This window comes from Streptomyces sp. NPDC088794, from assembly GCF_044750545.1.
Lineage (GTDB): Bacteria > Actinomycetota > Actinomycetes > Streptomycetales > Streptomycetaceae > Streptomyces.
This window is the reverse complement of sequence record NZ_JBIVKB010000015.1, coordinates 303640-324480: the sequence shown is the minus strand read 5'-3', so window position 1 is coordinate 324480 and position 20841 is coordinate 303640. Positions and strand designations below refer to the sequence as shown.

Here is a 20841-nt window from a genome sequence, read left to right as displayed (position 1 = left end):
CAACGTGCCCTTCTCCCGCACGCTCGCACCAGGCCAGTCCTGCCACGTCATGACCGCCGACATCGACACCGGCGACGTTCGGTTCGTCCACGCGTCGACCGACGTGCTTCTCGAGGCACCGAACTGGGTGGCGGACGACCGCCTGATCCTCAACGGCGAGGGGGTGTTGTGGCAGGTGGACAGCACGGGCCGATCCGGGCCGGCGCGCCTTTCGATCGACGGAGTCCCCGAGCTCAACAACGACCACGTACCGGCGCCCGACGGCACGACCGTCTACCTGTCGGCCGACGACGGACACCTCTACGCGGCTCCCCTGGCCGGTGGCGCCGCGCACCGTGTCACGCCGGACCGTGGCCGACGCCCGCACTACCTGCACGGCGTCAGTCCGGACGGCCGCCGACTCGCGTACATCGGCTGGGATCCCGACGGCGACGACGGACGGGAGATCGCCGGCGTCCACACGATCGCGGTCGACGGTACGGATGACCGGCGCCTCACCGACGACCTCGCCCCGGCGGACGGCTGTGAGTACTCGCCCGACGGGAAGTGGATCTACTTCAACACCGAGCGATTCAGCACGGAACCGGGGCACGCTCAGATCGCCCGCATGCGGGTCGACGGCACCGATGTCGAGCAGCTCACCTTCGACCAGCGCGTCAACTGGTTCCCCCACCTGGCGCCCGACGGCGACGCGGCCGTCTACCTGAGCTACCCGACCGGCACCGTCGGCCATCCGGCCGACCGTGTCGTCGAGATCCGGGTGGTCCGCGACGGGGACTGGACCGCCGCCCGGACCATCCGCGAACTGTCGGGCGGCCAGGGCACCATCAACGTCAACAGCTGGGCTCCCGACGGGCGGAGATTCGCCTTCGTCGAGTATCCGTTCGCCGACGAGACACGGCGATGAGCACGCGACCGCCGCTGTCCGATCGCCTGACACTGACTCAAGGGCCTCGTGGAGCCGCCTAGTTGGCACCAGTCTGAGCGCGGTCCAGGGGCACCGGATGTTCCGCGTCATCACTCGGTGCGGCGGCACGCAGCGCTGCTTCGACCCGGCGGTTGCTGGTCATGGTCGACGTGACGGCGGTCATGGTGAGGAGGAGGCCGGCAGCGGTGTAGAGCGGGGTGCGCACGTCGTAGGTGGTGGCCAGCCAGCCGCCGAGGAAGGCGCCGAACGGGGCGGCGCACATGGCGAGCATGCGGGAGGTGGAGGCGACCCGGCCCATCAGGTGCGCGGGGACGATCGACTGCCGGAGCGAGGGGCCGAGCACCATCGTGGCGCCCATGCCCGCTCCGCAGACGGCGAGCGCGAGCCCGGCGACGTACGGGTTCGGGGCGGCGGCGAGACCCAGGATGGCGAGTCCCTCCACCGCGGCCGTGCAGGTCAGTGCGGTGCCGGTGCCGAGTCGTCGGCCGAGGAAGGAGGCGATGCCCGCGCCGAGCAGACCGCCGGTGGCCTCCGCCGTGAGGAGCAGGCCGAAGCCGTAGGTGTCGATGCCCAGGCGGTCGTGCGCGAAGAGGGCGAGGACGGTCTCCACGGCGAGGAAGGCGATGTTCCCGACCGCAGGGCGGAGCGCGAGCCCGAGCAGCAGCCGGTCCCGGAAGACGTACGAGGCCCCGGCCCGCGCCTGCCGCAGCAGCGACTCCCGGGCCTGCGGTACGGGCCGGGGTGCGGCCGGCAACGACCGTACGAGCAGTGCGGAGAGCGCGAAGGACACCGCGTCGGTGAGCAGTGGAACCGCCCGCCCGAGCGCGAGCAGCGCACTGCCCGCGGGCGGTCCCGCGAAGCCGGACATGGCGGTCTGGGCGCCGCGCAGACGGGAGTTGGCGCTCTCCAGGAGTGCGGGGTCGCGGCCGAGCAGATCCGGCAGATAGGCCGTGGCGGCCGTGTCGAAGAAGAGCGCGCCGAGGCCGAGCAGGAAGGCGACGGCCGCGAGCAGCGGAATGCTCAGCACGTCGAGCGCGGCGGCCGCCGCGGGTATCGCGAGCAGCAGCGCACGCGCCGCGTCCGCGACCCACATCGTCCGCCGGCGGTCCCAACGGTCCACCAGCGCACCGCCGAGCACCCCGAAGAGCAGCCACGGCAGCGTCCCGGCGGCCGTGACGACGGCGAGCGCCATCGGATCCCGCGTCAACGTCAGCGCGAGCAGCGGCAGTGCGGCATGTGAGACCCCGTCACCGAGTGAGGAGATCGTCTGAGCGGTCCACAGGCGTCCGAACCCGGTCGGCAACTTCCGTACGACGTCGGTCACTTGGCGTCCCCTTCGGTCTTCTTGCCCTGCGTCGGGTGGAACAGGGCGAAGACGAGCGAGGCATCCGGCAACGACGGATCGGACAGCTTCCGGTACTCGTCCGCCAGTTCCTCCAACCGCGCTCCCAGCTCCGCGAACTGCTCCTCGGTCAGCCGCAGATGCGCCATCCGCACGTGCCGCTCGCCGTCCGCCGGTGACGCCTCCAGGTCCGCCACCGCATGGCGCATCAGCACATCCGGCCCTCCCTCGCCCGGATCCGGCAGCTCGATCGACCGCGCGGCCATCGCGTAGTACCGCTCGGTGACCCCTCGCACCTTCCGCGTCCGTACGACCTTCACCAGGCCGGCCCGCTCCAGCAGTCGCACGTGATAGCTGGAACTCCCCTTCGCCAGGCCCACCCGCTCGGCGATCTGCGTGATCGTCGCCGGCTCGAAGCGGAGCACGGCCATGATCCGGTGGCGCGTGAGATTGGAGACGGCGCGCAACTGGTCGTCCGTGGTGACGTGAAACGTCTCGGGAAGATCGTCGGTAGGCATGCGAGTAATGGTCAACGACTCTTGACCATTGCGCAAGGGGGTTGGACCCGGTTTCCCGAAATCGGCTGTGCGGCACAGGGCATCGGCTTCGTCGCGCCGCACGAGAACAGGGATCTTGAGGCCACGGTCAGCCCATGGCAGGCTCGTGCCGCATGATCGATGAGTTCGCGAAGGACAACCTGCACAGGAGACTGCGGCGGGACCGCGAGGCGCTGCTCGGGAAACTCGACGGCTTGTCCGAGTACGACGCCCGCCGACCGTTGACAGCGACCGGGACCAACCTCCTCGGCCTGGTCAAACACGTGGCCACCGTCGAGGCCCGGTACTTCGGCGAGGTCTTCGACCGCCCTTTCCCGGAGCCGCTGCCCCGGTGGCAGGACTACGACGGTGACGACCAGTGGGCGGCCGAGGACGAGACCCGCGATCAGATCGTCGCGTTCTACCGGCGCACGTGGGAATACTCGGACGCGACGATCAACGAGCTTCCCCTCGATGCCCCCGGCCACGTGCCGTGGTGGCGGGAGCCTCGACCCAACACGAACCTGTTCGCCGTCATGGTCCATGTCCTCGGCGAGACCATCCGGCATACCGGGCAGGCCGACATCCTGCGCGAGGGCCTCGACGGCCGGACCGGGGTGCGCGCCGAATACGAGCAGCCGATCGACGAGGAAGCCCGCGCCGCCTACCGCGCCAAGATCGAGCAGGCTGCCAGGTCGGCCGCACCGATCAAGGCATAGAGGCTGTCTCACGTGACGTGTGGAGAGGCGGTGTGCCTCCCGAAGCAACGACCGCTGCGGCTGCTGAGACCAGGGCCAGGAGGGTGAACAGGGAGGGGTAGCCGCCGAGTTGTCCGGCCAAGGAGGCTCCCGCGAATGGCGCGAGGGCGGAGGCGACCGTGGCGGGGGCGGCGAGCAGCCCGGACAGACGGCCGTAGTGCGTGGTGCCCCAACGGTCGGTGACGGCGGTGGCCTGGAGGAGGGTGAGGTTGCCTCGCACCATGCCGGCCGCGATCGCGATGCCGACGAGCAGGGGGAAGGGGCCCGGCACCACTGCGAACGTGGCGGTGGTGATTCCGCCCGCGAGCATCAGGACGAAGGTGCGCGTCGTGACACCGGTGCGGCGGGCGAACGACGCGTACAGAGTGCGGCCGAGGGTCTGTCCCGCACCGCCCAGTCCGAGGGCCCACGCAGCGGCCGTAGGACCGGCACCGCGTGCGATCAGCAGAGGTACGAGGGCGACGACGACCGCGTACATCGCGAAGCTGTTCAGCGTGAGCGCGGTGGCGAGCACGAAGAACGGGCGAGTACGGACCACGGAGCCGCTGTGGGTGCCTGGTTGAGGGGGTGGCACGGGCGCGGGGGGCCAGGGTGCTCGTAGCGCCAGGGCGTGGGCGGGGATGGTGACGACCGCCAGGATCGCGGCGAGAACCGCGTACGTGGTGCGCCAGCCGAGGTGACCCGCGAGCGTGGCGGTCAGCGGAGCGAAGACCGTGGAGGCGAGACCGCCGGCGAGGGTGACCACGGTCAGGGCCCGCACGCGGTCCGCGCCCCACCAGCGGGTGAGAGCGGCGAAGGCGGGTTGGTAGAACGTGGCGGCCATCGCGACACCGGCCAACAGCCAACCAGCCGTGAAAGACCAGAGGTTGGGCGCGTGGGCGATGGCCAGCATGGCGAGGACGCCCAGGACGGAACCGGAGGTCATCACCGCGCGCGGTCCGCGGCGGTCGAGGACGCGGCCGACGAAGATGCCGACGACGGCGGATACGAGGAGCGCGCCGGAGAAGGCGGCGGTTGTGGCGGTCGCGGACCAGCCCGTAGCGGTGGTGATCTGCGGATTGAGGACGGGAAAGGCGTAGTAGACGATTCCCCAACTGGTGATCTGGGTGGCGCACAGCGCGGGCAGGGCGGCACGAGGCTGTGACCGGTCCGCCGTCGCGGTCACGGCCTCGCTGGAACGGAGATTGGTCATCGGCGGATCAGGACGCGAGACGCCATGGGCGAACCTCGTTGTGTGGGTGGAGAGTTCAGCAGCCGCCCGAGGTGGAGCCCGGAGCGCTGACGCCGATCTGGAGTGTGGTGGGAGCGGTACAGCATCCTCCGCCGGACTGCTCGGTGTCACCCGGTTCGTCGAACAGGCCCGCACCGCCGCAGACTCCGGTTTCCGGGAGGGTGAGTTCGACGCGCTCGGCGGCCTGGCGGTCTCCGGCGATGGCGGCGGTGACCGAGCGGACCTGTTCGTAGCCGGTCATCGCGAGGAAGGTCGGAGCGCGGCCGTAGGACTTCATGCCGACCAGGTAGACGTCCCGCTCCGGGTGGGAGAGCTCGTTCACGCCGTGCGGATAGACGGTGCCGCACGAGTGGACGTTCGGGTCGATCAGCGGGGCGAGGGCGGTCGGTGCCTGAAGACGCTCGTCGAGGCCCAGGCGGAGCTCCGAGAGGAACGACAGGTCGGGACGGAAGCCGGTCAGGACGATCACTTCGTCCACCGGGTCCAGGCTTCGGCCGTCGTCGGCGACCAGGATCACGCGGCCGTCGCTGTCGAGCTCGACCGTCCGCGTACGGAAGCCGGTGGCGGCGCTCGCGTACCCGTCCTCAACAGCCGACCTTGCGCGCAGGCCCAGGGCGCCGCGGGCGGGTAGTTGGTCGGCCTCGCCACCGCCGTACGTGTTCTCGCCGAAACCGCGGCGCAGAATCCACACCGCGTGCGTGCCGCTTTCCTCCTTGGCCAGGTCTGCGAGCGAGGCCAGGGCGGTGAAGGCGGAGGCTCCCGAGCCGACGACAGCGGTGCGCCTGCCGGCGTAGCGAGCGCGTACGGCTGCGTCGCGAAGATCGGGCACGCGGTAGGAGATGCGGTCGGCGACAGCCTTCTCACCGACGGCGGGCAGGCCGTCCGCGCCAACGGGGCTGGGAGTGGACCATGTGCCGGAGGCGTCGATGACAGCGCGCGCGGTGATCTGCTCCTCGCGCCCGTCGGCATGCTGGACGTGGACGGTGAAGGGCTGTTCGTCACGGCCGGAGTCGACGACGCGGTCCCTGCCGGCGCGGGCGACACCGGTCACCGTGGTGCCGTAGCGGATCTTGTCGCCGAGGACATCGGCGAGCGGCTGAAGGTACTCCTCGGCCCAGTCACCGCCGGTCGGGTAGGTGGCGCCGTCCGGGCGCGTCCAGCCGGTGGGGGCCAAGAGCTTCTCGGCGGCCGGGTCGGTGACCTCTGCCCAGGGAGAGAACAACCGCACGTGCGACCAGTCCCGGACGGCGGTACCGGCGGACGGTCCGGATTCCAGGACCAGGGGCTCGATGCCGCGCTCGACGAGATGAGCGGCTGCGGCCAGACCGACCGGTCCGGCTCCGATGACCACAACGGGCAGATGGTCGTTGATGGGCGCGTTCACGAGACTCCCCTTTGTTTCGACGTTCGTCGATGACTTGCCCGGTCAGGATGGCACCTGATTAGACAGTGGTCAACATAGACATGTATCTAATCAGTAGGGTCGAAGGGTCCTCGCCAGCTTGGTTCGACGTGTGTCAACATAGACGTATGTCGAATACGAAGGTGCTGCCGCTGTTGGAGCCCGAGTCCTCCGAGGCCGTGGCACCCTGCTGCCCTCCGCTGACCGAGCGCCCCTTCACGTCGGAGGAGGCCGAGACGGCGGCGCGCATGTTCAAGGCGCTGGGTGACCCGGTACGGCTGCGGCTCTTCTCGTTGGTGGCCTCGCACGAGGGCGGCGAGGCGTGCGTGTGCGACATCTCCGACGTCGGCGTCTCCCAGCCGACCGTCTCCCACCACCTGAAGAAGCTCAAGGAGGCCGGACTGCTCACCTCCGAGCGGCGCGGCACCTGGGTCTACTACCGGGTCGAACCGCCGGTGCTGGCCGCGATGGGCAAGCTGCTGACCGTCGCGCCTTCCGCTGTCTGACATGCAGGGCGGCAGAGGCCGGACGTGTTCGCCGAAGCGCTCCACTCGGCGCTACAGGCCGAAGGCGCCGCCCTCGACGAGGATGAGCAGACTGATGGTGATCAGGACCAGTGGCAAGAGGATGTGGCCCCACCGGCTGAGCGCCTTGGCGACGACGGGGCGCGTGGCGAAGTACCGGCCGGCAAAGCACCACACGCCCACGAGGATCAGAAACACGACGGCGTACACGCTCATTCCGCCGACGCCGGCTGTGGCGAACACGGGGACGTAGACGCCGATGTTGTCACCGCCGTTGGCGAAGGTGACCGCGGCGACCTCCAACGACGCGGGACCGTGTTCGGCCGCCTCTTGTTCGTCGTCCTCGTCACCGCGCTGCTTCCACGCCTGCCAGGCCGCCTTCAGCCCGAGTGCCAGTGGCAGCAGCCCCAGATAGGGAATGGCCGACTCGGGCAGGAAGGTCGCGCCGAAAGCGGCGGCGACGGCCACGGCCAGGATCGCGGCGAATCCGAGGTACTGGCCGATGGCGATCCGACGGGCGGAGCCGGGCCGTCCAGCACCCTGGGCGAAGAACAGGGACAGGATCAGGATGTCGTCGATGTTGGTGACGGCGAACAGCCCGATCGCCTGTCCGACCATGCCCGGATTCACGGGCGCGTTCCCCTCTTGACCGGTCGTTCGGGCAGGAAGATGAGCGCGGCAAGGGCCAGCCCGACCACCGCACCGATGAGCTGCATGCCGACGAAACCGGCGACCGACCCGGGTGCGATACCCGCGAAGGTGTCGGTGAAGGCACGACCGACCGTCACCGCCGGATTGGCGAACGACGTGGACGATGTGAACCAGTACGCGGCGCCGACGTACGAGGCAACCGCAACGGGCGCGAACCGCAGCCGGTCGGTGCGGGCCAGGCCGAGGATCAGCAGGATCAGGCCCGCCGTCGCAACCACCTCGCCGAGCAGGAGGTGTCCGGCGGAGCGGTCGTGGGTCGACCATTCCACCAGCGGCCGGCCGAACATCGCGTCCGCCAGAATCGCACCGCCGATGGCGCCGGCCAGTTGAGCGGGGAGGTACGCGGCTGCCTCTCGCATCGTGACGCCGGCGCCGCCACGTCGCGCGGTCCACCACTCGGCCAGCGTCACGACCGGGTTGAAGTGGGCACCCGAGACCGGGCCGAACAGCAGGATCAGGACGCCCAGGCCGAGGACGGTGGCCGTGGAGTTGGCGAGCAGTTGCAGGCCGACGTCCTTGGTCAGTTGGGTGGCCTGGATGCCGGAGCCGACCACGATGGCCACCAGGAGCGCGGTGCCTATGAGTTCGGCGGCGGCACGCGCGATCAGCGGGGTGCGCGGGGGAGCGGCGTCCGGCGCAGGCTCGATGGGCCTACGTCGTGCGGTAGCCGGCGCGGACTCCTCGGCGGCCTCGGCAGGGGTCACGGACAGGCCCTCTTGTTCTCGGCGGCGGTGCGCGCGGACTCGGCCAGCTCCGCGAACTTGCCGGCGAGCGAGGTGAGTACGTCGGGCTTGAGCCGGTAGTAGGTGTACCGGCCGCACGGTTCCGTCTCCACGACGCCGGCTTCGCGAAGCACCTTCATGTGGTTGGAGAGGTTCGTCTGCCGAGCGCCGGTCTCCTCCACCAGGTGAGTGGTGCACAGCGTCTCTTTGGCTAGCAAGGTCACGATCCGAAGCCGGAGCGGATCGGCGAGGACCCGGATCAGATCAGTGTCGACTGACGTCAGCATGGACTGATACTTTCATATCAGTGACGGCTGACACCAGCAGACGCTGATGTCGTTCGCGCCTGATGTCGTCGTGAGACAAGAGAGACCTCCGATGCCCGACAAGCCCTCCGTGCTGTTCGTCTGCGTCCACAACGCCGGCCGTTCCCAGATGGCCGCCGCATGGCTGACCCATCTGGCCAGGGGCCGCGTCGAGGTCCGCTCCGCCGGCTCCGACCCTGGCGCAGGGGTCAATCCGGCCGCCGTCGCAGCGATGGCCGAAGTCGGCATCGACATCTCCGCCGAAGTCCCCAAGATGCTCACCGTCGACGCCGTCAAGGAGTCGGACGTCTGCATCACCATGGGCTGCGGCGACGCTTGCCCGGTCTTTCCCGGCAAGCGATACCTCGACTGGCAGCTCGACGACCCGGCAGGTCAGGGTGTCGAGGCCGTGCGCCCCATCCGCGACGAGATCGAGCACCGGGTCCGCGGTCTTCTCGGCGACCTCGGTGTCTCGGCACAGTACTGACGTCGGACACCGGATCAAACGCTCAGTCACGTGTCCGCCACGTAGGCGAAGATCTCCACGCCGGGGCCTGCCGTTATCGCGAGGCGCTCGTACCGCAAGGTGAGTTCACCGACGAGGTCGGACAGATCACGGTCCAACGGAGTGCGCCTGGCCTGTGTTCGCAGAGCCGCGACTTCCTCAGCAAGCCGTCCAACGCGAGGGAGGACCGGTCGAAGAAATACGTCCGGGCGACCGCGTCCACATCGAGCCCGGTGAGAATCACTGGTACGGCGAGCGCTCCGGCGGTGGTCAGGTGCCGTGGGGGTGTTCGCCGGGTTGCGGGCCGTAGCGCACCACGTGGGTCGGGACCGTGACGCGCCGGGAGGCAGGGGGCATCGAGTCCTGGTGGCTGAGGCGGTCGATGAGGAGCCGTGCGGCCTGGCGGCCGATCTCGTCGGCGTCGTAGGAGACGAGTGTCAGGGGCAGACCGAGGATGTCGGAGTAGTCGAAGTCGTCGAAGCCGGCCAGGGGGAGGGTGGTACCGGCCTTGTGGAGGGCGCGGATCGCCCCCTGGCTGATGCGGTTGTTCGTGCAGAACAGTGCTGTGGGGCCCTCGGGAAGGCCGAGGAGTTCGAGGACCGCTCGCTCAGCTGTCACTGCGTCGACGAGGCCCTGCCGTATCAAGGCGTTGTCAGGCTCCACGGCGGTTTCCTCATGTGCCGCCCAGAACCCGCGGAGCCGCTCCGCCCCCGTGTACAGCGCGGGCGGATTGCCGAGGAAGGCGATGCGCGTGTGTCCCTCTGCCAGGAGGCAGGCGGTGGCCTCGCGGGCACCGTGGAAGTCCTCGACCAGCACACAGTCCGTGTCGAGTCCGGCGGGCGGCCGTGCGGCGAGGACGACGGGGACATGGCGCATGGCGTCGGCCAGGTGCTGCTGCCGACTGCCGGCGGGGACGACGATCAGCCCTTCGACCTGGTGGTCGATGAGGCCGTCGACCAGACCGGGTTCGAGATCCGCCTGCTCGCCGGTGTTGCTGAGCAGCATCCGGAAGTCGTGCTCGGTGAGGACTTCCTGGACCCCGAGCGCGAGCCGCGAATAGAACGGGTTGGCAAGGTTGGTGACGACGAGACCGATCATCCTGCTGCCACCTAGCCGCAGGCTGCGCGCGGTCTCGTTGCGGCGGTAGCCGAGACGGTCGACCGCGGCGAAGACCCGTTCGCGGGTCGCTTCGGAGACCGCGGGGTCGTTCTTGAGCACCCGCGAGACTGTCATGGCACTGACCTGCGCGAGTTTCCCGACGTCGTGCATGGTCGGCCCGCCGCCTCGGCGAGCGGTCATACCCCTTCTCCTTCTTGCGTCAGCCGTGTTCTCCCTAGTGCGTCAGCCGTGGCGGCGTCCCGGACCCGGTCGGTCCTCAACGCGCCGCGTTCGACGTGTCCTGTGCCCAGTGGGCGGCTCCGATCAGAGGTGCTTCCGCCGACCGCCCGGCCGGCAGCACACGGGCGGTCGTCCCGCCGGCCAGAACCAGCCCTGCGGAGAACGCGGGGTGGATCAAGTCCCATGACTGGGCCATGGATCCACCGATCACCACCACGCCGGCCTCGAAGCGGTCGACCCACGGGGCCAGTGCCTGGCCGAGGGCTTCGAAAGCGTAGCGGAACGCCTCCGCCGCGGCCGAGTTGCCCGCCCTGGCCAGCGCGGCGATCTCATGGACGTCCGGCAGGGAGCCATGCCCAGCGACCGCGTCGAGGCGGGCGTAGTGGGCGCGGATGGCACGGCGGGAGACGTACTCCTCCAACGGCAGGCCGTGCACGGTCAGCCGGTGCACGTGACCGCCGGGTGGCACGTGCGCGCCGTCGTGCACCGGCCGCCCGCCGCGCAGGAACGACGAGCCCACGCCCGTGCCCAGCGTCAGGCACACCACGCGCTCGTGCCCCGCCGCGGCGCCCGCGTGATACTCGCCGATCGCGAAGGCGTCGGCGTCGTTGAGGAAGCGCAGGTGTTCAGCCCGGTGCGCCAGCCGCCGGCGCAGTCCGGCCCCGACGTCGACACCGGACAGGGCCTCGAACTTCCCGACGCCCGTGAAGCGGCCGATCCCGGTGTCGTAGTCGAAGGGGCCCGGTATGGCCACACCCCAGTCCGGCCGGTGCTCGGCGGGCAGTTCCAGCGCGGCCAGGGCGATCGCGTCGAGGATGCTGTCGGCCGCGGCGTCGGAGCCCAGAGGTCTGCGGCGTACGGAGGACGAGAGGGGGCGGCCGGTCGCGGGGTCGACCAGGGCGGCGGTGACATGTGTTCCGCCGATGTCGAGTACGGGGATCGGCGCACCGGCCCACTGGGTGGCACCGGCCTGCCGAGCGGCACCCGTCCGCCGACCGGCGCCGGTCACGGCTCGACCACCAGGGCCTTGACGATGCGGACTTCGTCGCCACCCACTGCGCGGACGCGGTAGGGACCGGCTGCGGCGGGCACGGTGATCGTCTCCGCGAAGGCCAGGAAGTGGCTGCGCCCGTCATGGGTCTCGATGACCGCGCCCCGGCCCGCGGAGACGTTGAGGATGTGGAAGCGGCCGGCGGTGTCGTCGGCGATGCCGGCATCCGGGGCGAGGACCAGGCGGTGCACCGCGTAGAACATCTCCGGCAGTGCGCCGATGACCTCCTCGCGCCAGCCCTCGCCCGCACGCAGGGTGCGCGGCTGCTGGATCAGGTCCTTCGTCACGTCCTCTCCGCGCCGAGCGGTGTCCAGGTTGGCGAAGCCGTGTTCGTAGGGCAGCGGCCGGGACGCGCCGGCGGCGTCCTTGCGGAGCCAGTCGTAGAAGCGCAGCGAGTACAGGTACGGGGTCGCGCTCACCTCCAGCACCAGGTTGCCCGCTCCGGAGGCGTGCGGGGTGCCGGCCGGAATCATGAACAGCTGACCGACGGTGGCCGGATGGACCTGGACGTGGTCCTCGACGGGCATGGGCGTGCCCTGCGCGATGGCGTCCTCCACCTGACGGCGCATGACGTCGAGATCCGCGTGCTCGGTGAGCCCGAGGAGAACCTTGGCGCCGGGCTCGCCGGCGGTGACGTAATACGTCTCGTGCTGGGTGTAGGGCCAGCCGAAGACCTCCCGCATGTACCGCTCCTGCGGGTGGCAGTGCAGGGAGAGGTTGCCGCCTCCCACCGTGTCGAGGTAGTCGAACCGGATCGGGAAGGAGGTGCCGAAGGCGCGATGGACCTCCTCGCCGAGCATGGCCTCCGGGTGCAGGACACAGAGGAGTTGGAAGGGGATCTCGACCTGCGGCCCGTCCTTGCCGCCGATGAGGACACCCGCCTCCGGGGCGATCAGTTCGTAGCCGAGGGCGGTGTTGCCGGCCTGCGGGGTGAAACCGAGTTCGCTCGCCGCCCATTGGCCGCCCCAGGGAGTGGAGTTGAAGTAGGGGCGGGTGCGCACGGGCCCGCGCACCAGGTGTTCCAGGGTGCGGCGCAGGGCTGCGCCGTCCAGAGAGGTGGGGGTTGTCGCGTCCTGTACGTCGATCCACCGGTCGACCTGTGTCGCGTGTGCGTCGCGGTGTCGGTCCAGCACGGGCCAGTCGGTGTAGAACAGCCGCACCAGGTGGCCGGGTTCGTCGGGGCGGCCGAGGTTGACGCCCACCGGCAGGTGCCCGTGTGCCACGGCGGCCTCGGCGTACCGCTTCGGCAGGTCCGCGTACCAGAGCAGATCCGGCTCGCACAGCGCCGCGCCCGGGCCGAACACCAACAGCACGCCGTCGTCCGGGAGTTGGCCTTCCTGAGGGACGGCGTCGAAGAGGTCCGCGACCCGCGCCTCGGACAAGGGAGTGAAGAAGGGGTCGTCGGCGGGGACGGGCCGGGCGGCGATCCGCTCGGCGGCGGCCGGTGCGTAGTGGCGGCGTACATCCACCGCCTTCACCTGCCGCCCGGCGGAGCGGATGGCCGCGGACAGGCCGTCGGCCAGCGCGTCCCAGTCCAGCGCGGCAGGGCCGTCCACCGCCAGCCTGAGCGGACCGGCCGGCAGTCCGGCGACGGCGGCCGGCCAACCTGCGACCACCTGTCCGTGCACGGGCTCGTAGCTGGGGTTGGCATCGTACGAACGAGGCGCGCTCGACACATCTTCTCCTTGCTGGGCTCCGTGAGGGAAGTTAACGATAACATCGGACGTGGAGCTGTATCCCCAGATGGCAGCGCTCTGTTGTCTCACGCGGAATATTGTCGTTAACTCGCACCTTGCTCGATGACGCTGTCGAGGTCGGCCCATGTCTCGTCGGTGAGATCGACTCCGGTCCAACGGGCGGCCGCTCGCACTTCGTCGGCGGAGCGGAAGCCCGCAACCACGCAAGCCACCTCAGGACTGCGCAGGGGGAAACGCAGGGCGGCGTGGGGGAGCACCGTTCGGTGGCGGGCGCATGCCTCGGCGAGGCAGTGAACGCGTTGCAGTACCTGTTCCGGAACAGGGCCGTAGTCGAAGGTGGCGTCGGCGGCCGGGTAAGGGCGGCTCAGCAGGCCGGAGTTGAAGGGAGCCGCAGCGACGAGCGACACCCCTCGTGCGGCGCACGCGTCCAGCAGAGGTCGGGCGGTGCGGTCGAGCAGGGTCCAGCGCCCGGCCACCATCACGGTGTCGATGTCGGTCTCGGTGACGGTCCGCAGCAGCGGGCCGACGGTATTCGCACCCACTCCCACGGCGCCGATGACGCCCTGGTCCCGCAGTTCCAGCAGTGCGGGTACGGCCTCGCCGACGGCGGTGTCCAGGTGATCGTCGGGATCGTGGACGTAGACGATGTCGACTCGGTCGAGTCCCAGGCGATCCAGGCTGGTGGCCAGACTGCGCAGCACGCCCGCACGGGAATAGTCGGGGCGGCGGATCAGGGTGTCCGGGACGGCGAAGCCTCCTGCCGGCAGGTCGGATCCGGTGGGAGCGGGGTGCGGTTCCAGGAGTCGGCCGACCTTGGTGGAGACGGCGAACTCCTCCCGCGGGCGATGGGCGAGCGCCTCACCCAAGCGCCGTTCCGACAGTCCCAGGCCGTAGTGCGGGGCGGTGTCGTAGTAGCGCAGCCCGGCATCCCAGGCGGCGTCGACGGTGGCCCGGGCCTCGTCGTCGCTGATGGCGCTGTAGAGGTTGCCGAGTGGAGCGGCGCCGAAACCCAGGGAGCTGACGTGCACCTTCGTGCGGCCGAGCCGCTCGATGTTCATGCCGCGATTCCGTACCAGTGCGCGGCAGTCGAGCCGAAGACAGCGGCGCGTTCTGCGTCGCTCAAGTCCTCGCAGAGTGCCTCGGCCGTGGTGAGGACTTCGTCGTAGCCGGCTGTCAGGAGGCAGACCGGCCAGTCCGATCCGAACATGACGCGGTCCGGCCCGAGGGTCGACCACAGCACGTCCGCGTAGGGGCGCAGCGCATGGGCCGGGTCGCATCCGGCCGGCGTCCGGGTCTGGAGACCGGAGAGCTTCACGGCGATGTTGGGGCAGGCGGCCAGATTGCTCATCTCGGGGGTCCAGGCATTCAGACCCTCCTTGTTGATGAACGGGTTGCCGACGTGGTCCAGGACGAAGCGCACGTCAGGCAGTTCGCGTACGGTCCTGACCGCGTCCGCCAACTGGTCGGGTCGCACCAGGAGGTCGTAGGAGAGGCCGGCCGCGGCGACAGCGTGAAGGCCGCGCCGGACGTCAGGCCGGGACGTCCAGTCGGGCACTGGTTCGTCCTGGATCCCATGACGGATGCCCACGAGTGCGGCGCCGCCCGGAGCGTCCCGCAGCTCGGAGAGCCGGTCGGCGATCGCGGGGTCGGTCAGGCTCGTCCATCCGACTACGGCCTTCACATGCGAGTCCCTGATGGTGAGGGCGAGCAGTTCCGGGGTCTCCTCGGCGTCGGCCATGGTCTGCACGACGACCGTCGCGTCGATGGCGTTGCGCTCCAGCAGAGGCCGCAGGTCGAACGGGTGGAAACTGCGGTCCAGTTCCGGGAGGCCGTGGACCCAGGGCTGGTCACGGACCTCCAGGTTCCACAGGTGGTGATGGGCGTCGATGCGCATGGTCCGTTCCGCGGGTGAGAGGGGGCGAGACAAGGGTGTGCGAGGGAGGGGAGAGGGTGCGAGAGAAGGGGGCGTGTGGGACATGGGTTCGGTGGGGCACCGGGCAAGCCGAGTCAGCTAAGCCTGCTAATCCAGATAAGCCAGATAAGCCGGCTGAGTCAGTCGAGGTGGAAGATCTCCTCGGCGCTCGCCCACAGTTCGCCCTCGGCCGCCGTGTCCAGCGGCTGCTGGCAGGGGTCGGTCAGCGCCCACCACCGTTGTGAGATCGGGTCGTTGGCGATCGCCTCGGTGTCGGCGGCGTAGTCGTCGCCGGTGTATTCGAGGTAGCTGAACAGCAGCCCGTCGCGCAGGAAGATCGAGTAGTTGCCGATGTTGGCGCGCTTGAGAGCTTCCAGTACGCCGGGCCAGGCCGCGGCATGCAGTGCTCGGTACTCGGCTTCCTTCTCCGGGCGCAACCGGACGACGGCGGCGTGGCGTTCCATGGGTCACCCCTCCTTTCGCAGGCGCAGTCCGTCCATGCCACCGTCCACAGCCAGGTTGGTTCCGGTGGTGGACCCGGCCGCGGGCGAGGCCAAGTAGGCCACGGCCGCGGCGACTTCGGCCGCGGAGACGAGCCGGCCGTTCGGTTGCCTGGCCGCCAGGGCGGCGTATTCGGCGGCCGGGTCCGGAGCCCGGTCCAGGAGCCGGCCCACCCACGGGGTGTCGGCGGTGCCGGGACTGACGGCGTTGACCCTGATGCCGTCCGGCAGCAGATCGGCCGCCATGGCGCGGGTCAGCGACAGCACCGCGCCCTTGGTCGCCGAGTACAGCGCCCGATGGGGCAGGCCCGCCGTCGCGGCGATGGAGGAGATGTTGACGACCGCCGCGTGAGCGGAGGATCGCAACGCGGGCAGCGCGCTGCGGGTGACCCGTACCAGTCCGACGACATTGATGTCCCAGACCCGGTGCCACTCGTCGTCGGGGTTGTCCGCGATGCCGCCCTGGGCGCCGATCCCGGCGTTGTTGACCAGGACGTCGAGGCCGCCGAGGGTGTCGACCGCGCTGCTCACGGCAGCTGTGACGGAGGCGTCGTCACCGATGTCGGCCCGCAGGCACACGGCGATTCCGTCGGGGGATGCCCGCGTCAGGTCGAGGATCGCGACGTGTGCGCCCTGGGCGGTGAGCAGTTGGGCGGTTGCCAGACCGATGCCGGAGGCGCCGCCGGTGACCAGGGCGCGGAGCCCGTCGAACGCGCCCATCTCAGGCCTCCCCGTATGTCTGGTGCTGTCCGGATGCCAGGGGTGTATCGGCTCCAGCCGAGCCGTGCCGTGCCGGTCTCATAGAGATCTCTCCCGCAAGGGTGCCTTCTGAGCTTCGAAGAATCTGCTTCATCCAACGTGGAGGACCCTAAGGATGTGATTGGTCTGATGCAAGGGAGCTGGCAAACCTTGACTGACCATGGGTTCTAGCCCGTTAAGTCGGATTTTGAAACTGATCTACGTCAACATCTATCCATCACGTAACGCGGATGTCATAGTGGCCCACCAGATGAACCAGATTCATTTGACCGTCGAGAAGGAGCCATCGTGGCTGATCCATCGCGCGTCACGGGTGGGGGAGACGATGATGCGTCACGTCCCTACCGGCCGGGGTACGAGCTGGTGGCCGAGCAGCTGCTGGAGTACATCACCGAACAGGGCCTGCGTCCTGGTGACCGGCTCCCCACCGAGCAGGGCCTCGCCGAGATCCTGGGCGCCACCCGCAACGTCACCCGGGAGGCCGTGAAGGTCCTGGCGGCCATCGGTCGGCTGAGCGTGCGGCGGGGAGCGGGGATCTTCGTCGCCGAGGGAACCGGAGGACTGGTCGGCGACCAGATGTCACAGTTCCGGCCGACGAGCATGGAAGACGTCCTGATGCTCCTGGACTACCGGTCGGTGATCGAGTCGGAGACGGCCCGCCGAGCCGCCGGTCTGGCCACACCCATCGAGGTGCGTGCCATCAAGGACTTCGCCGAGGCCTCGTTGGACGCTGCCAGACGGAACGACGTGCACGCCTTCGCCCGGGCCGACGCGGCCTTCCACGACGCGGTCGGTGCCGCCTCGCACAACGTGTTCCTTCGCTCGAGCGTCGCGGGTGTGCGGCGGCTGGCCGGCCAGTCCGACGTGCTGCTCTTCCACGGCGACGCGCCTGGCTCGCTGGAAGTCGCCGGGCACCAGCACCTCGCCGTTGCGGAGGCGGTCGCCGCGGGGGAGGCCGCACTCGCCGAGGAACTGATGCTGAAACACATCGCCACCACTCAGAGCCAGTTCGAGCGGAAGATCCGCGACCGGCTGTTCAACCTCGGTGACCGTCCGGTCCCCGGGGCGCCGGGCGCCGACAATCCCGCGGGTTCTTCACCACCGCACACGTCGGCCTCCTAGTCCCTGCCTCGCGGCTTAGTACCTGCCGCGCACCGACCCAGTACCCGCCTCGCACCCACCCAGTGCATGCCTTGCACCGGCCCGGTGCCGGCCTCACACCTGCTTCCCCGGCGGCACGCCGCCGCCCGACAGTCCAGGCCGCCGTGGACGACCGGCACCCTGGGCCACCAGCTCAGGCGATTGGATACTCATGTCTCTTCCGTCTGCTCGTAGCGGTAGCTACCTGCCGCTACGAAGAACCCTGATAGCCGCCCTGTCCGTGGCCGCGGCCTCCGTCCCCTTGAGCGCGGTGCCCGCCCAGGCATCGAAGGGACCGGCCCTGACCGTCTATGTCGCACCTGACGGCAAGGACACCGGTAAGGGCACATCAGGCCACCCCTTCAAGACCCTTGAGCACGCGCGGGATTACGTGCGCGACGTCAAGTCCAAGGTGCGCGGTGACATCCATGTCCGGCTCAAGTCGGGTACGTACCAGCTCAGTCGCACGTTCGCCCTGTCCGCCAAGGATTCCGGTTCGGACGGGCAGCGGATCGTCTATGAGGCCGCGCCCGGTGCGCATCCGGTGGTCAGTGGTGGCAGGCAGGTCACGGGCTGGACGAAGGCGGATGCCGAAGGGAAGGTCTACAAGGCGAAGTTGACGGGCCTGGACACCCGGCAGCTGTATGTGAACGGTGAGTTGAGGACGCGGGCCCGCGGTGGGAAGAACCCGGCCGGCTTCAGCAAGACGTCGACCGGTTACACCTTCACCGACTCCGCCATCAGCGCGTACAAGCGTCCCTCGGATCTTGAAGTGGTGAGTTCCTGGGGCTGGAAGCTGATGCGCTGTCCGGTGGCGTCGATCTCCGGCAATGCGATGACGATGCAGGAGCCGTGCTGGCACAACGCGCATCTGCAGAGCGGTCAGGAGATCCAGAATCCGACCTGGCTGGAGAACGCGCGGGAGCTGCTGGACAGTCCGGGGGAGTGGTACCTGGACAAGGGCGCGGGCTATGTCTACTACCAGCCCGAGCAGGGCGAGGACATGAAGACCGCGGACGTGACCGTGCCTGTGCTCCAGGATCTGGTCGACCTGAACGGCACCCGTAGCCAGCCGGTCAAGAACGTGTCCTTCGAGGGTCTGACGTTCTCCTACTCGACCTGGCTGGAGCCGAGTTCGCCCGACGGGTTCATCGAGGGTCAGGCCGGTTTCCGGATGGTGGGCAAGGACAACCCGGACTTCGACTCCACCCGCCTGCACTGGAAGAAGACACCCGGCGCGGTCAACGTCAGCTACGGCCAGGGCATCGGTTTCGAGGGCAACACCTTCACCCACCTCGGTGCGGTGGGCCTCAACCTCAACACCGGTACGCAGCACACCGACATCACCGGCAACGTCTTCCGCGAGATCGCCGGGACCGGCGTCCAGATCGGCGGGGTCGACTGGAGCGACGCCCACCCCGATGACCCGAGGGACATCACCAAGGACACCCGGGTCGACAACAACGTCGTCACCCAGGTCGCCGACCAGTACAACGGCTCCCTCGGCATCCTCGCCGGGTACACCGACTCGACGGTGATCACGCACAACAAGGTCTACGACCTGCCCTACTCCGGCATCTCCGTCGGGTGGGGCTGGGGACTGACCGACCAGGGCGGCAACACCAACTACCTTCCCGGCAACCTCGGCGTCCCGATCTCCGACAAGCCGACCACCAGCCGCGCCAACGTCGTCGCCGACAACGAGATCAGCGACATCATGAAGTCGCAGGCCGACGGCGGAGCGATTTACACCCTGAGCGACAACCCCGGCGGCACGGTCTCCGGCAACTACATCCACGGGGTCCCCTCGCTCGCCTACGGCGCCGTCTACCACGACGAGGGCAGTCGGCACTGGACCACCACCGGCAACGCGTTCTGTGACGTCGCCTACCAGTGGATGTTCATGAACCACGCCATGGACGGTCGAGCCACCGGCAACTTCACCACCAACCCCGCCTACAGCACTCAGAGTTTCAGCACGAACGACATCATCAACAACAACGTCACCGTGGGCGCCTGCGACCAGCTGCCCGCGTCGATCGTGAACAACGCCGGTCTCGAAGCGCCCTACCGCCATCTCGACCCCGGCCCCGCGGTGACCGACCACCGGGCTCCCAGTACCCCCGGCACCCCGACCGGCAAGGCCGACTTCCCGACGGTGGCCGACCTCAACTGGCCGGCCAGCACCGACAACACCGCGGTCACCGGCTACTCGGTGTTCCAGGACGGCAAGCTCGTCAACGCCTCCGCCACCCCTGCCGTACGCGTTCCGGGGCTGACGGCGGGAAAGACGTACACCTTCAAGGTCACCGCGCGTGACGCGGCCGGCAACGAATCCGCGCCGAGCAAGGCCATCAAGGTCACCATGCCGGACGGCAAGGACCTGGCCCTGGACAAGCCGATCACCGCGTCCTCCAAGACGGACGGGTACGAGCCCGCCAAGGCGGTCGACGGTGATCTGTCGACCCGTTGGGCCCAGGGCCCCAGCCTGCCCGACCCGTCCTGGATCCAGGTCGACCTCGGTGGCTCCTACGACGTCAGCGCCGCGATCACGACCTTCGAGAAGGCGAGCGGATACAAGTACCGCATCGAGGTGTCACCGGACGAGGTCCACTGGAAGACCCTCAGCGACCACACCGCCACCAACACCACGGCCCAGACCAACTACGACGCCGGCACCCCTGTCACCGGCCGCTACGTACGGCTGACCGTGACCGGCTCCAGCGGCAACGGCGGCAGCGTCTACGACTTCCAGGTCTACGGCGGCGCGGCCACCCCCAGCCCGGATCACACCGCCCCCTCGTCACCGGGGAGGCCTGAGGTCAGTCCACTGCTGCCGAGCGTCCTGGACCTCAGCTGGCCGGCCGCCACGGACAACATCGGGGTGACCAGCTACGTCGTCTATCAGGACGGCAAGCGCATCGCCGTCACCGGCGACACCACCCTGCGGGTCTCGGACCTGAGCGCACACACGCAGTACACCTTCACGGTCGTAGCCCGTGATGTCGTCCTCAACGAGTCCCAGCCCAGCCCGGCAGCCACCGTGACCACCCCCGACGACAGCAACGACCTGGCTCTCGACAGGCCGGCCACCGCGTCCTCGAAGACGGACGGGTACGAGCCCGCCAAGGCGGTCGACGGTGATCCGTCGACGCGCTGGGCCCAGGGCTCCGGCCTGCCCGACCCGTCCTGGATTCAGGTCGACCTCGGCGACACCACCACCGTCACCGGCGTCGTGACCACCTTCGAGAAGTCCAGCGGCTACAAGTACCGCGTGGAGTACTCCACCGACGGCGAGACGTGGTCGCTCTTCGACGATCACACGTCCTCGAACACCACCTCGGCAACCAGCTACGCCCTCGCCGACCACCCCGTCACCGCGCGCCATCTGCGGCTGACCGTCACCGGTTCCAACTTCAACGGAGGCAGCATCTACGAACTCCAGGTCTACGGCGGCTTCTGAGCCCGCACGCACGGCGG

The 20841-nt window shown here is 69.3% G+C and carries 20 protein-coding genes; 6 read left to right on the top strand and 14 right to left on the bottom strand.

Features of this window, described 5'->3' with window-relative positions:
• The first annotated feature begins 4 nt into the window (after positions 1-4).
• The gene (locus tag ACIP6U_RS36155; RefSeq protein WP_401726706.1) at positions 5-907 is read left to right on the top strand and encodes a TolB family protein; all 903 of its coding nucleotides are present in this window, start codon (positions 5-7) and stop codon (positions 905-907) included.
• A gap of 58 nt (positions 908-965) precedes the next feature.
• Here the strand turns inward: ACIP6U_RS36155 and ACIP6U_RS36150 are convergent, their stop codons facing one another.
• Both ACIP6U_RS36150 and ACIP6U_RS36145 read right to left on the bottom strand, forming a co-directional pair.
• On the bottom strand, positions 966-2252 hold the full coding sequence (locus ACIP6U_RS36150; RefSeq protein ID WP_401726704.1) for an MFS transporter: 1287 nt from the start codon (positions 2250-2252) through the stop codon (positions 966-968).
• Complete coding sequence (locus tag ACIP6U_RS36145) at positions 2249-2788, bottom strand: ArsR/SmtB family transcription factor (protein ID WP_401726702.1); 540 nt, start codon at positions 2786-2788, stop codon at positions 2249-2251. Before ACIP6U_RS36145 ends, ACIP6U_RS36150 begins: the two co-directional genes overlap by 4 nt.
• 152 nt (positions 2789-2940) lie before the next feature.
• Here ACIP6U_RS36145 and ACIP6U_RS36140 point away from each other — a divergent pair, with 152 nt between their 5' ends.
• Positions 2941-3525, top strand: coding sequence for a DinB family protein (locus ACIP6U_RS36140; protein ID WP_401726700.1), 585 nt, complete (start codon positions 2941-2943; stop codon positions 3523-3525).
• Here the strand turns inward: ACIP6U_RS36140 and ACIP6U_RS36135 are convergent.
• A complete protein-coding gene (locus ACIP6U_RS36135; RefSeq protein ID WP_401726698.1) occupies positions 3515-4756 on the bottom strand; it encodes an MFS transporter in 1242 nt (413 codons plus the stop codon). The two genes, ACIP6U_RS36140 and ACIP6U_RS36135, sit on opposite strands and share 11 nt — an antisense overlap.
• Positions 4757-4811: 55 nt before the next feature.
• Complete coding sequence (locus tag ACIP6U_RS36130; protein WP_401726696.1) at positions 4812-6179, bottom strand: NAD(P)-binding domain-containing protein; 1368 nt, start codon at positions 6177-6179, stop codon at positions 4812-4814.
• A gap of 146 nt (positions 6180-6325) precedes the next feature.
• Between ACIP6U_RS36130 and ACIP6U_RS36125 the strand changes: the two genes are divergently transcribed.
• Positions 6326-6703: an ArsR/SmtB family transcription factor gene (locus tag ACIP6U_RS36125; protein ID WP_401726694.1), complete on the top strand. Its 378-nt coding sequence runs from the start codon at positions 6326-6328 to the stop codon at positions 6701-6703.
• A gap of 51 nt (positions 6704-6754) precedes the next feature.
• Here ACIP6U_RS36125 and ACIP6U_RS36120 read toward each other — a convergent pair whose 3' ends face one another.
• From ACIP6U_RS36120 to ACIP6U_RS36110, 3 genes are read right to left on the bottom strand one after another with little or no spacing between them, the layout of a single operon-like run.
• Positions 6755-7339 carry a cadmium resistance transporter gene (locus ACIP6U_RS36120; protein WP_401726764.1) on the bottom strand — a complete coding sequence of 195 codons (585 nt, stop codon included), beginning with the start codon at positions 7337-7339 and terminating at the stop codon, positions 6755-6757.
• A gap of 8 nt (positions 7340-7347) precedes the next feature.
• The gene (locus tag ACIP6U_RS36115) at positions 7348-8136 is read right to left on the bottom strand and encodes an aquaporin (protein WP_401726692.1); all 789 of its coding nucleotides are present in this window, start codon (positions 8134-8136) and stop codon (positions 7348-7350) included.
• Positions 8133-8441 carry an ArsR/SmtB family transcription factor gene (locus tag ACIP6U_RS36110; protein ID WP_401726691.1) on the bottom strand — a complete coding sequence of 103 codons (309 nt, stop codon included), beginning with the start codon at positions 8439-8441 and terminating at the stop codon, positions 8133-8135. Before ACIP6U_RS36110 ends, ACIP6U_RS36115 begins: the two co-directional genes overlap by 4 nt.
• Positions 8442-8532: 91 nt before the next feature.
• Here ACIP6U_RS36110 and ACIP6U_RS36105 point away from each other — a divergent pair, with 91 nt between their 5' ends.
• Entirely contained in the window at positions 8533-8946 is a 414-nt protein-coding gene (locus ACIP6U_RS36105) for an arsenate reductase ArsC (protein ID WP_401726689.1), read from the top strand.
• 288 nt (positions 8947-9234) lie between these two features.
• Here ACIP6U_RS36105 and ACIP6U_RS36100 read toward each other — a convergent pair whose 3' ends face one another.
• The 7 genes from ACIP6U_RS36100 to ACIP6U_RS36070 form a co-directional block, all read right to left on the bottom strand.
• Complete coding sequence (locus tag ACIP6U_RS36100; RefSeq protein ID WP_401726687.1) at positions 9235-10263, bottom strand: LacI family DNA-binding transcriptional regulator; 1029 nt, start codon at positions 10261-10263, stop codon at positions 9235-9237.
• A gap of 76 nt (positions 10264-10339) precedes the next feature.
• Positions 10340-11242: an ROK family protein gene (locus ACIP6U_RS36095; RefSeq protein WP_401726762.1), complete on the bottom strand. Its 903-nt coding sequence runs from the start codon at positions 11240-11242 to the stop codon at positions 10340-10342.
• A 65-nt stretch (positions 11243-11307) separates the two neighbouring features.
• Positions 11308-13029 carry a class I mannose-6-phosphate isomerase gene (locus tag ACIP6U_RS36090; RefSeq protein ID WP_401726685.1) on the bottom strand — a complete coding sequence of 574 codons (1722 nt, stop codon included), beginning with the start codon at positions 13027-13029 and terminating at the stop codon, positions 11308-11310.
• Between the two features lie 104 nt (positions 13030-13133).
• Positions 13134-14108, bottom strand: a complete 975-nt coding sequence (locus ACIP6U_RS36085; RefSeq protein WP_401726683.1) for an aldo/keto reductase — start codon at positions 14106-14108, stop codon at positions 13134-13136.
• On the bottom strand, positions 14105-14944 hold the full coding sequence (locus tag ACIP6U_RS36080) for an amidohydrolase family protein (RefSeq protein ID WP_401726681.1): 840 nt from the start codon (positions 14942-14944) through the stop codon (positions 14105-14107). The genes ACIP6U_RS36085 and ACIP6U_RS36080 overlap by 4 nt, the downstream gene beginning before the upstream one ends.
• A gap of 158 nt (positions 14945-15102) precedes the next feature.
• Entirely contained in the window at positions 15103-15426 is a 324-nt protein-coding gene (locus ACIP6U_RS36075; RefSeq protein ID WP_401726679.1) for an L-rhamnose mutarotase, read from the bottom strand.
• 3 nt (positions 15427-15429) lie between these two features.
• Complete coding sequence (locus ACIP6U_RS36070; protein WP_401726678.1) at positions 15430-16182, bottom strand: SDR family NAD(P)-dependent oxidoreductase; 753 nt, start codon at positions 16180-16182, stop codon at positions 15430-15432.
• Positions 16183-16509: 327 nt separating this feature from the next.
• Between ACIP6U_RS36070 and ACIP6U_RS36065 the strand changes: the two genes are divergently transcribed.
• Complete coding sequence (locus ACIP6U_RS36065; protein ID WP_401726676.1) at positions 16510-17343, top strand: FadR/GntR family transcriptional regulator; 834 nt, start codon at positions 16510-16512, stop codon at positions 17341-17343.
• Positions 17344-17533: 190 nt separating this feature from the next.
• Positions 17534-20824, top strand: a complete 3291-nt coding sequence (locus ACIP6U_RS36060; protein ID WP_401726674.1) for a discoidin domain-containing protein — start codon at positions 17534-17536, stop codon at positions 20822-20824.
• Positions 20825-20841 lie beyond the last annotated feature (17 nt).

Excerpts from the sequence above, each read along its gene's own strand:
- ACIP6U_RS36145 (WP_401726702.1), bottom strand. The coding sequence starts at position 2,788 with ATGCCTACCGACGATCTTCCCGAGACGTTTCACGTCACCACGGACGAC.
- ACIP6U_RS36140 (WP_401726700.1), top strand. The coding sequence starts at position 2,941 with ATGATCGATGAGTTCGCGAAGGACAACCTGCACAGGAGACTGCGGCGG.
- ACIP6U_RS36135 (WP_401726698.1), bottom strand. The coding sequence starts at position 4,756 with ATGACCAATCTCCGTTCCAGCGAGGCCGTGACCGCGACGGCGGACCGG.
- ACIP6U_RS36125 (WP_401726694.1), top strand. The coding sequence starts at position 6,326 with ATGTCGAATACGAAGGTGCTGCCGCTGTTGGAGCCCGAGTCCTCCGAG.
- ACIP6U_RS36120 (WP_401726764.1), bottom strand. The coding sequence starts at position 7,339 with ATGGTCGGACAGGCGATCGGGCTGTTCGCCGTCACCAACATCGACGAC.
- ACIP6U_RS36110 (WP_401726691.1), bottom strand. The coding sequence starts at position 8,441 with ATGCTGACGTCAGTCGACACTGATCTGATCCGGGTCCTCGCCGATCCG.
- ACIP6U_RS36105 (WP_401726689.1), top strand. The coding sequence starts at position 8,533 with ATGCCCGACAAGCCCTCCGTGCTGTTCGTCTGCGTCCACAACGCCGGC.
- ACIP6U_RS36100 (WP_401726687.1), bottom strand. The coding sequence starts at position 10,263 with ATGACCGCTCGCCGAGGCGGCGGGCCGACCATGCACGACGTCGGGAAA.
- ACIP6U_RS36085 (WP_401726683.1), bottom strand. The coding sequence starts at position 14,108 with ATGAACATCGAGCGGCTCGGCCGCACGAAGGTGCACGTCAGCTCCCTG.
- ACIP6U_RS36080 (WP_401726681.1), bottom strand. The coding sequence starts at position 14,944 with ATGCGCATCGACGCCCATCACCACCTGTGGAACCTGGAGGTCCGTGAC.
- ACIP6U_RS36075 (WP_401726679.1), bottom strand. The coding sequence starts at position 15,426 with ATGGAACGCCACGCCGCCGTCGTCCGGTTGCGCCCGGAGAAGGAAGCC.
- ACIP6U_RS36070 (WP_401726678.1), bottom strand. The coding sequence starts at position 16,182 with ATGGGCGCGTTCGACGGGCTCCGCGCCCTGGTCACCGGCGGCGCCTCC.
- ACIP6U_RS36060 (WP_401726674.1), top strand. The coding sequence starts at position 17,534 with ATGTCTCTTCCGTCTGCTCGTAGCGGTAGCTACCTGCCGCTACGAAGA.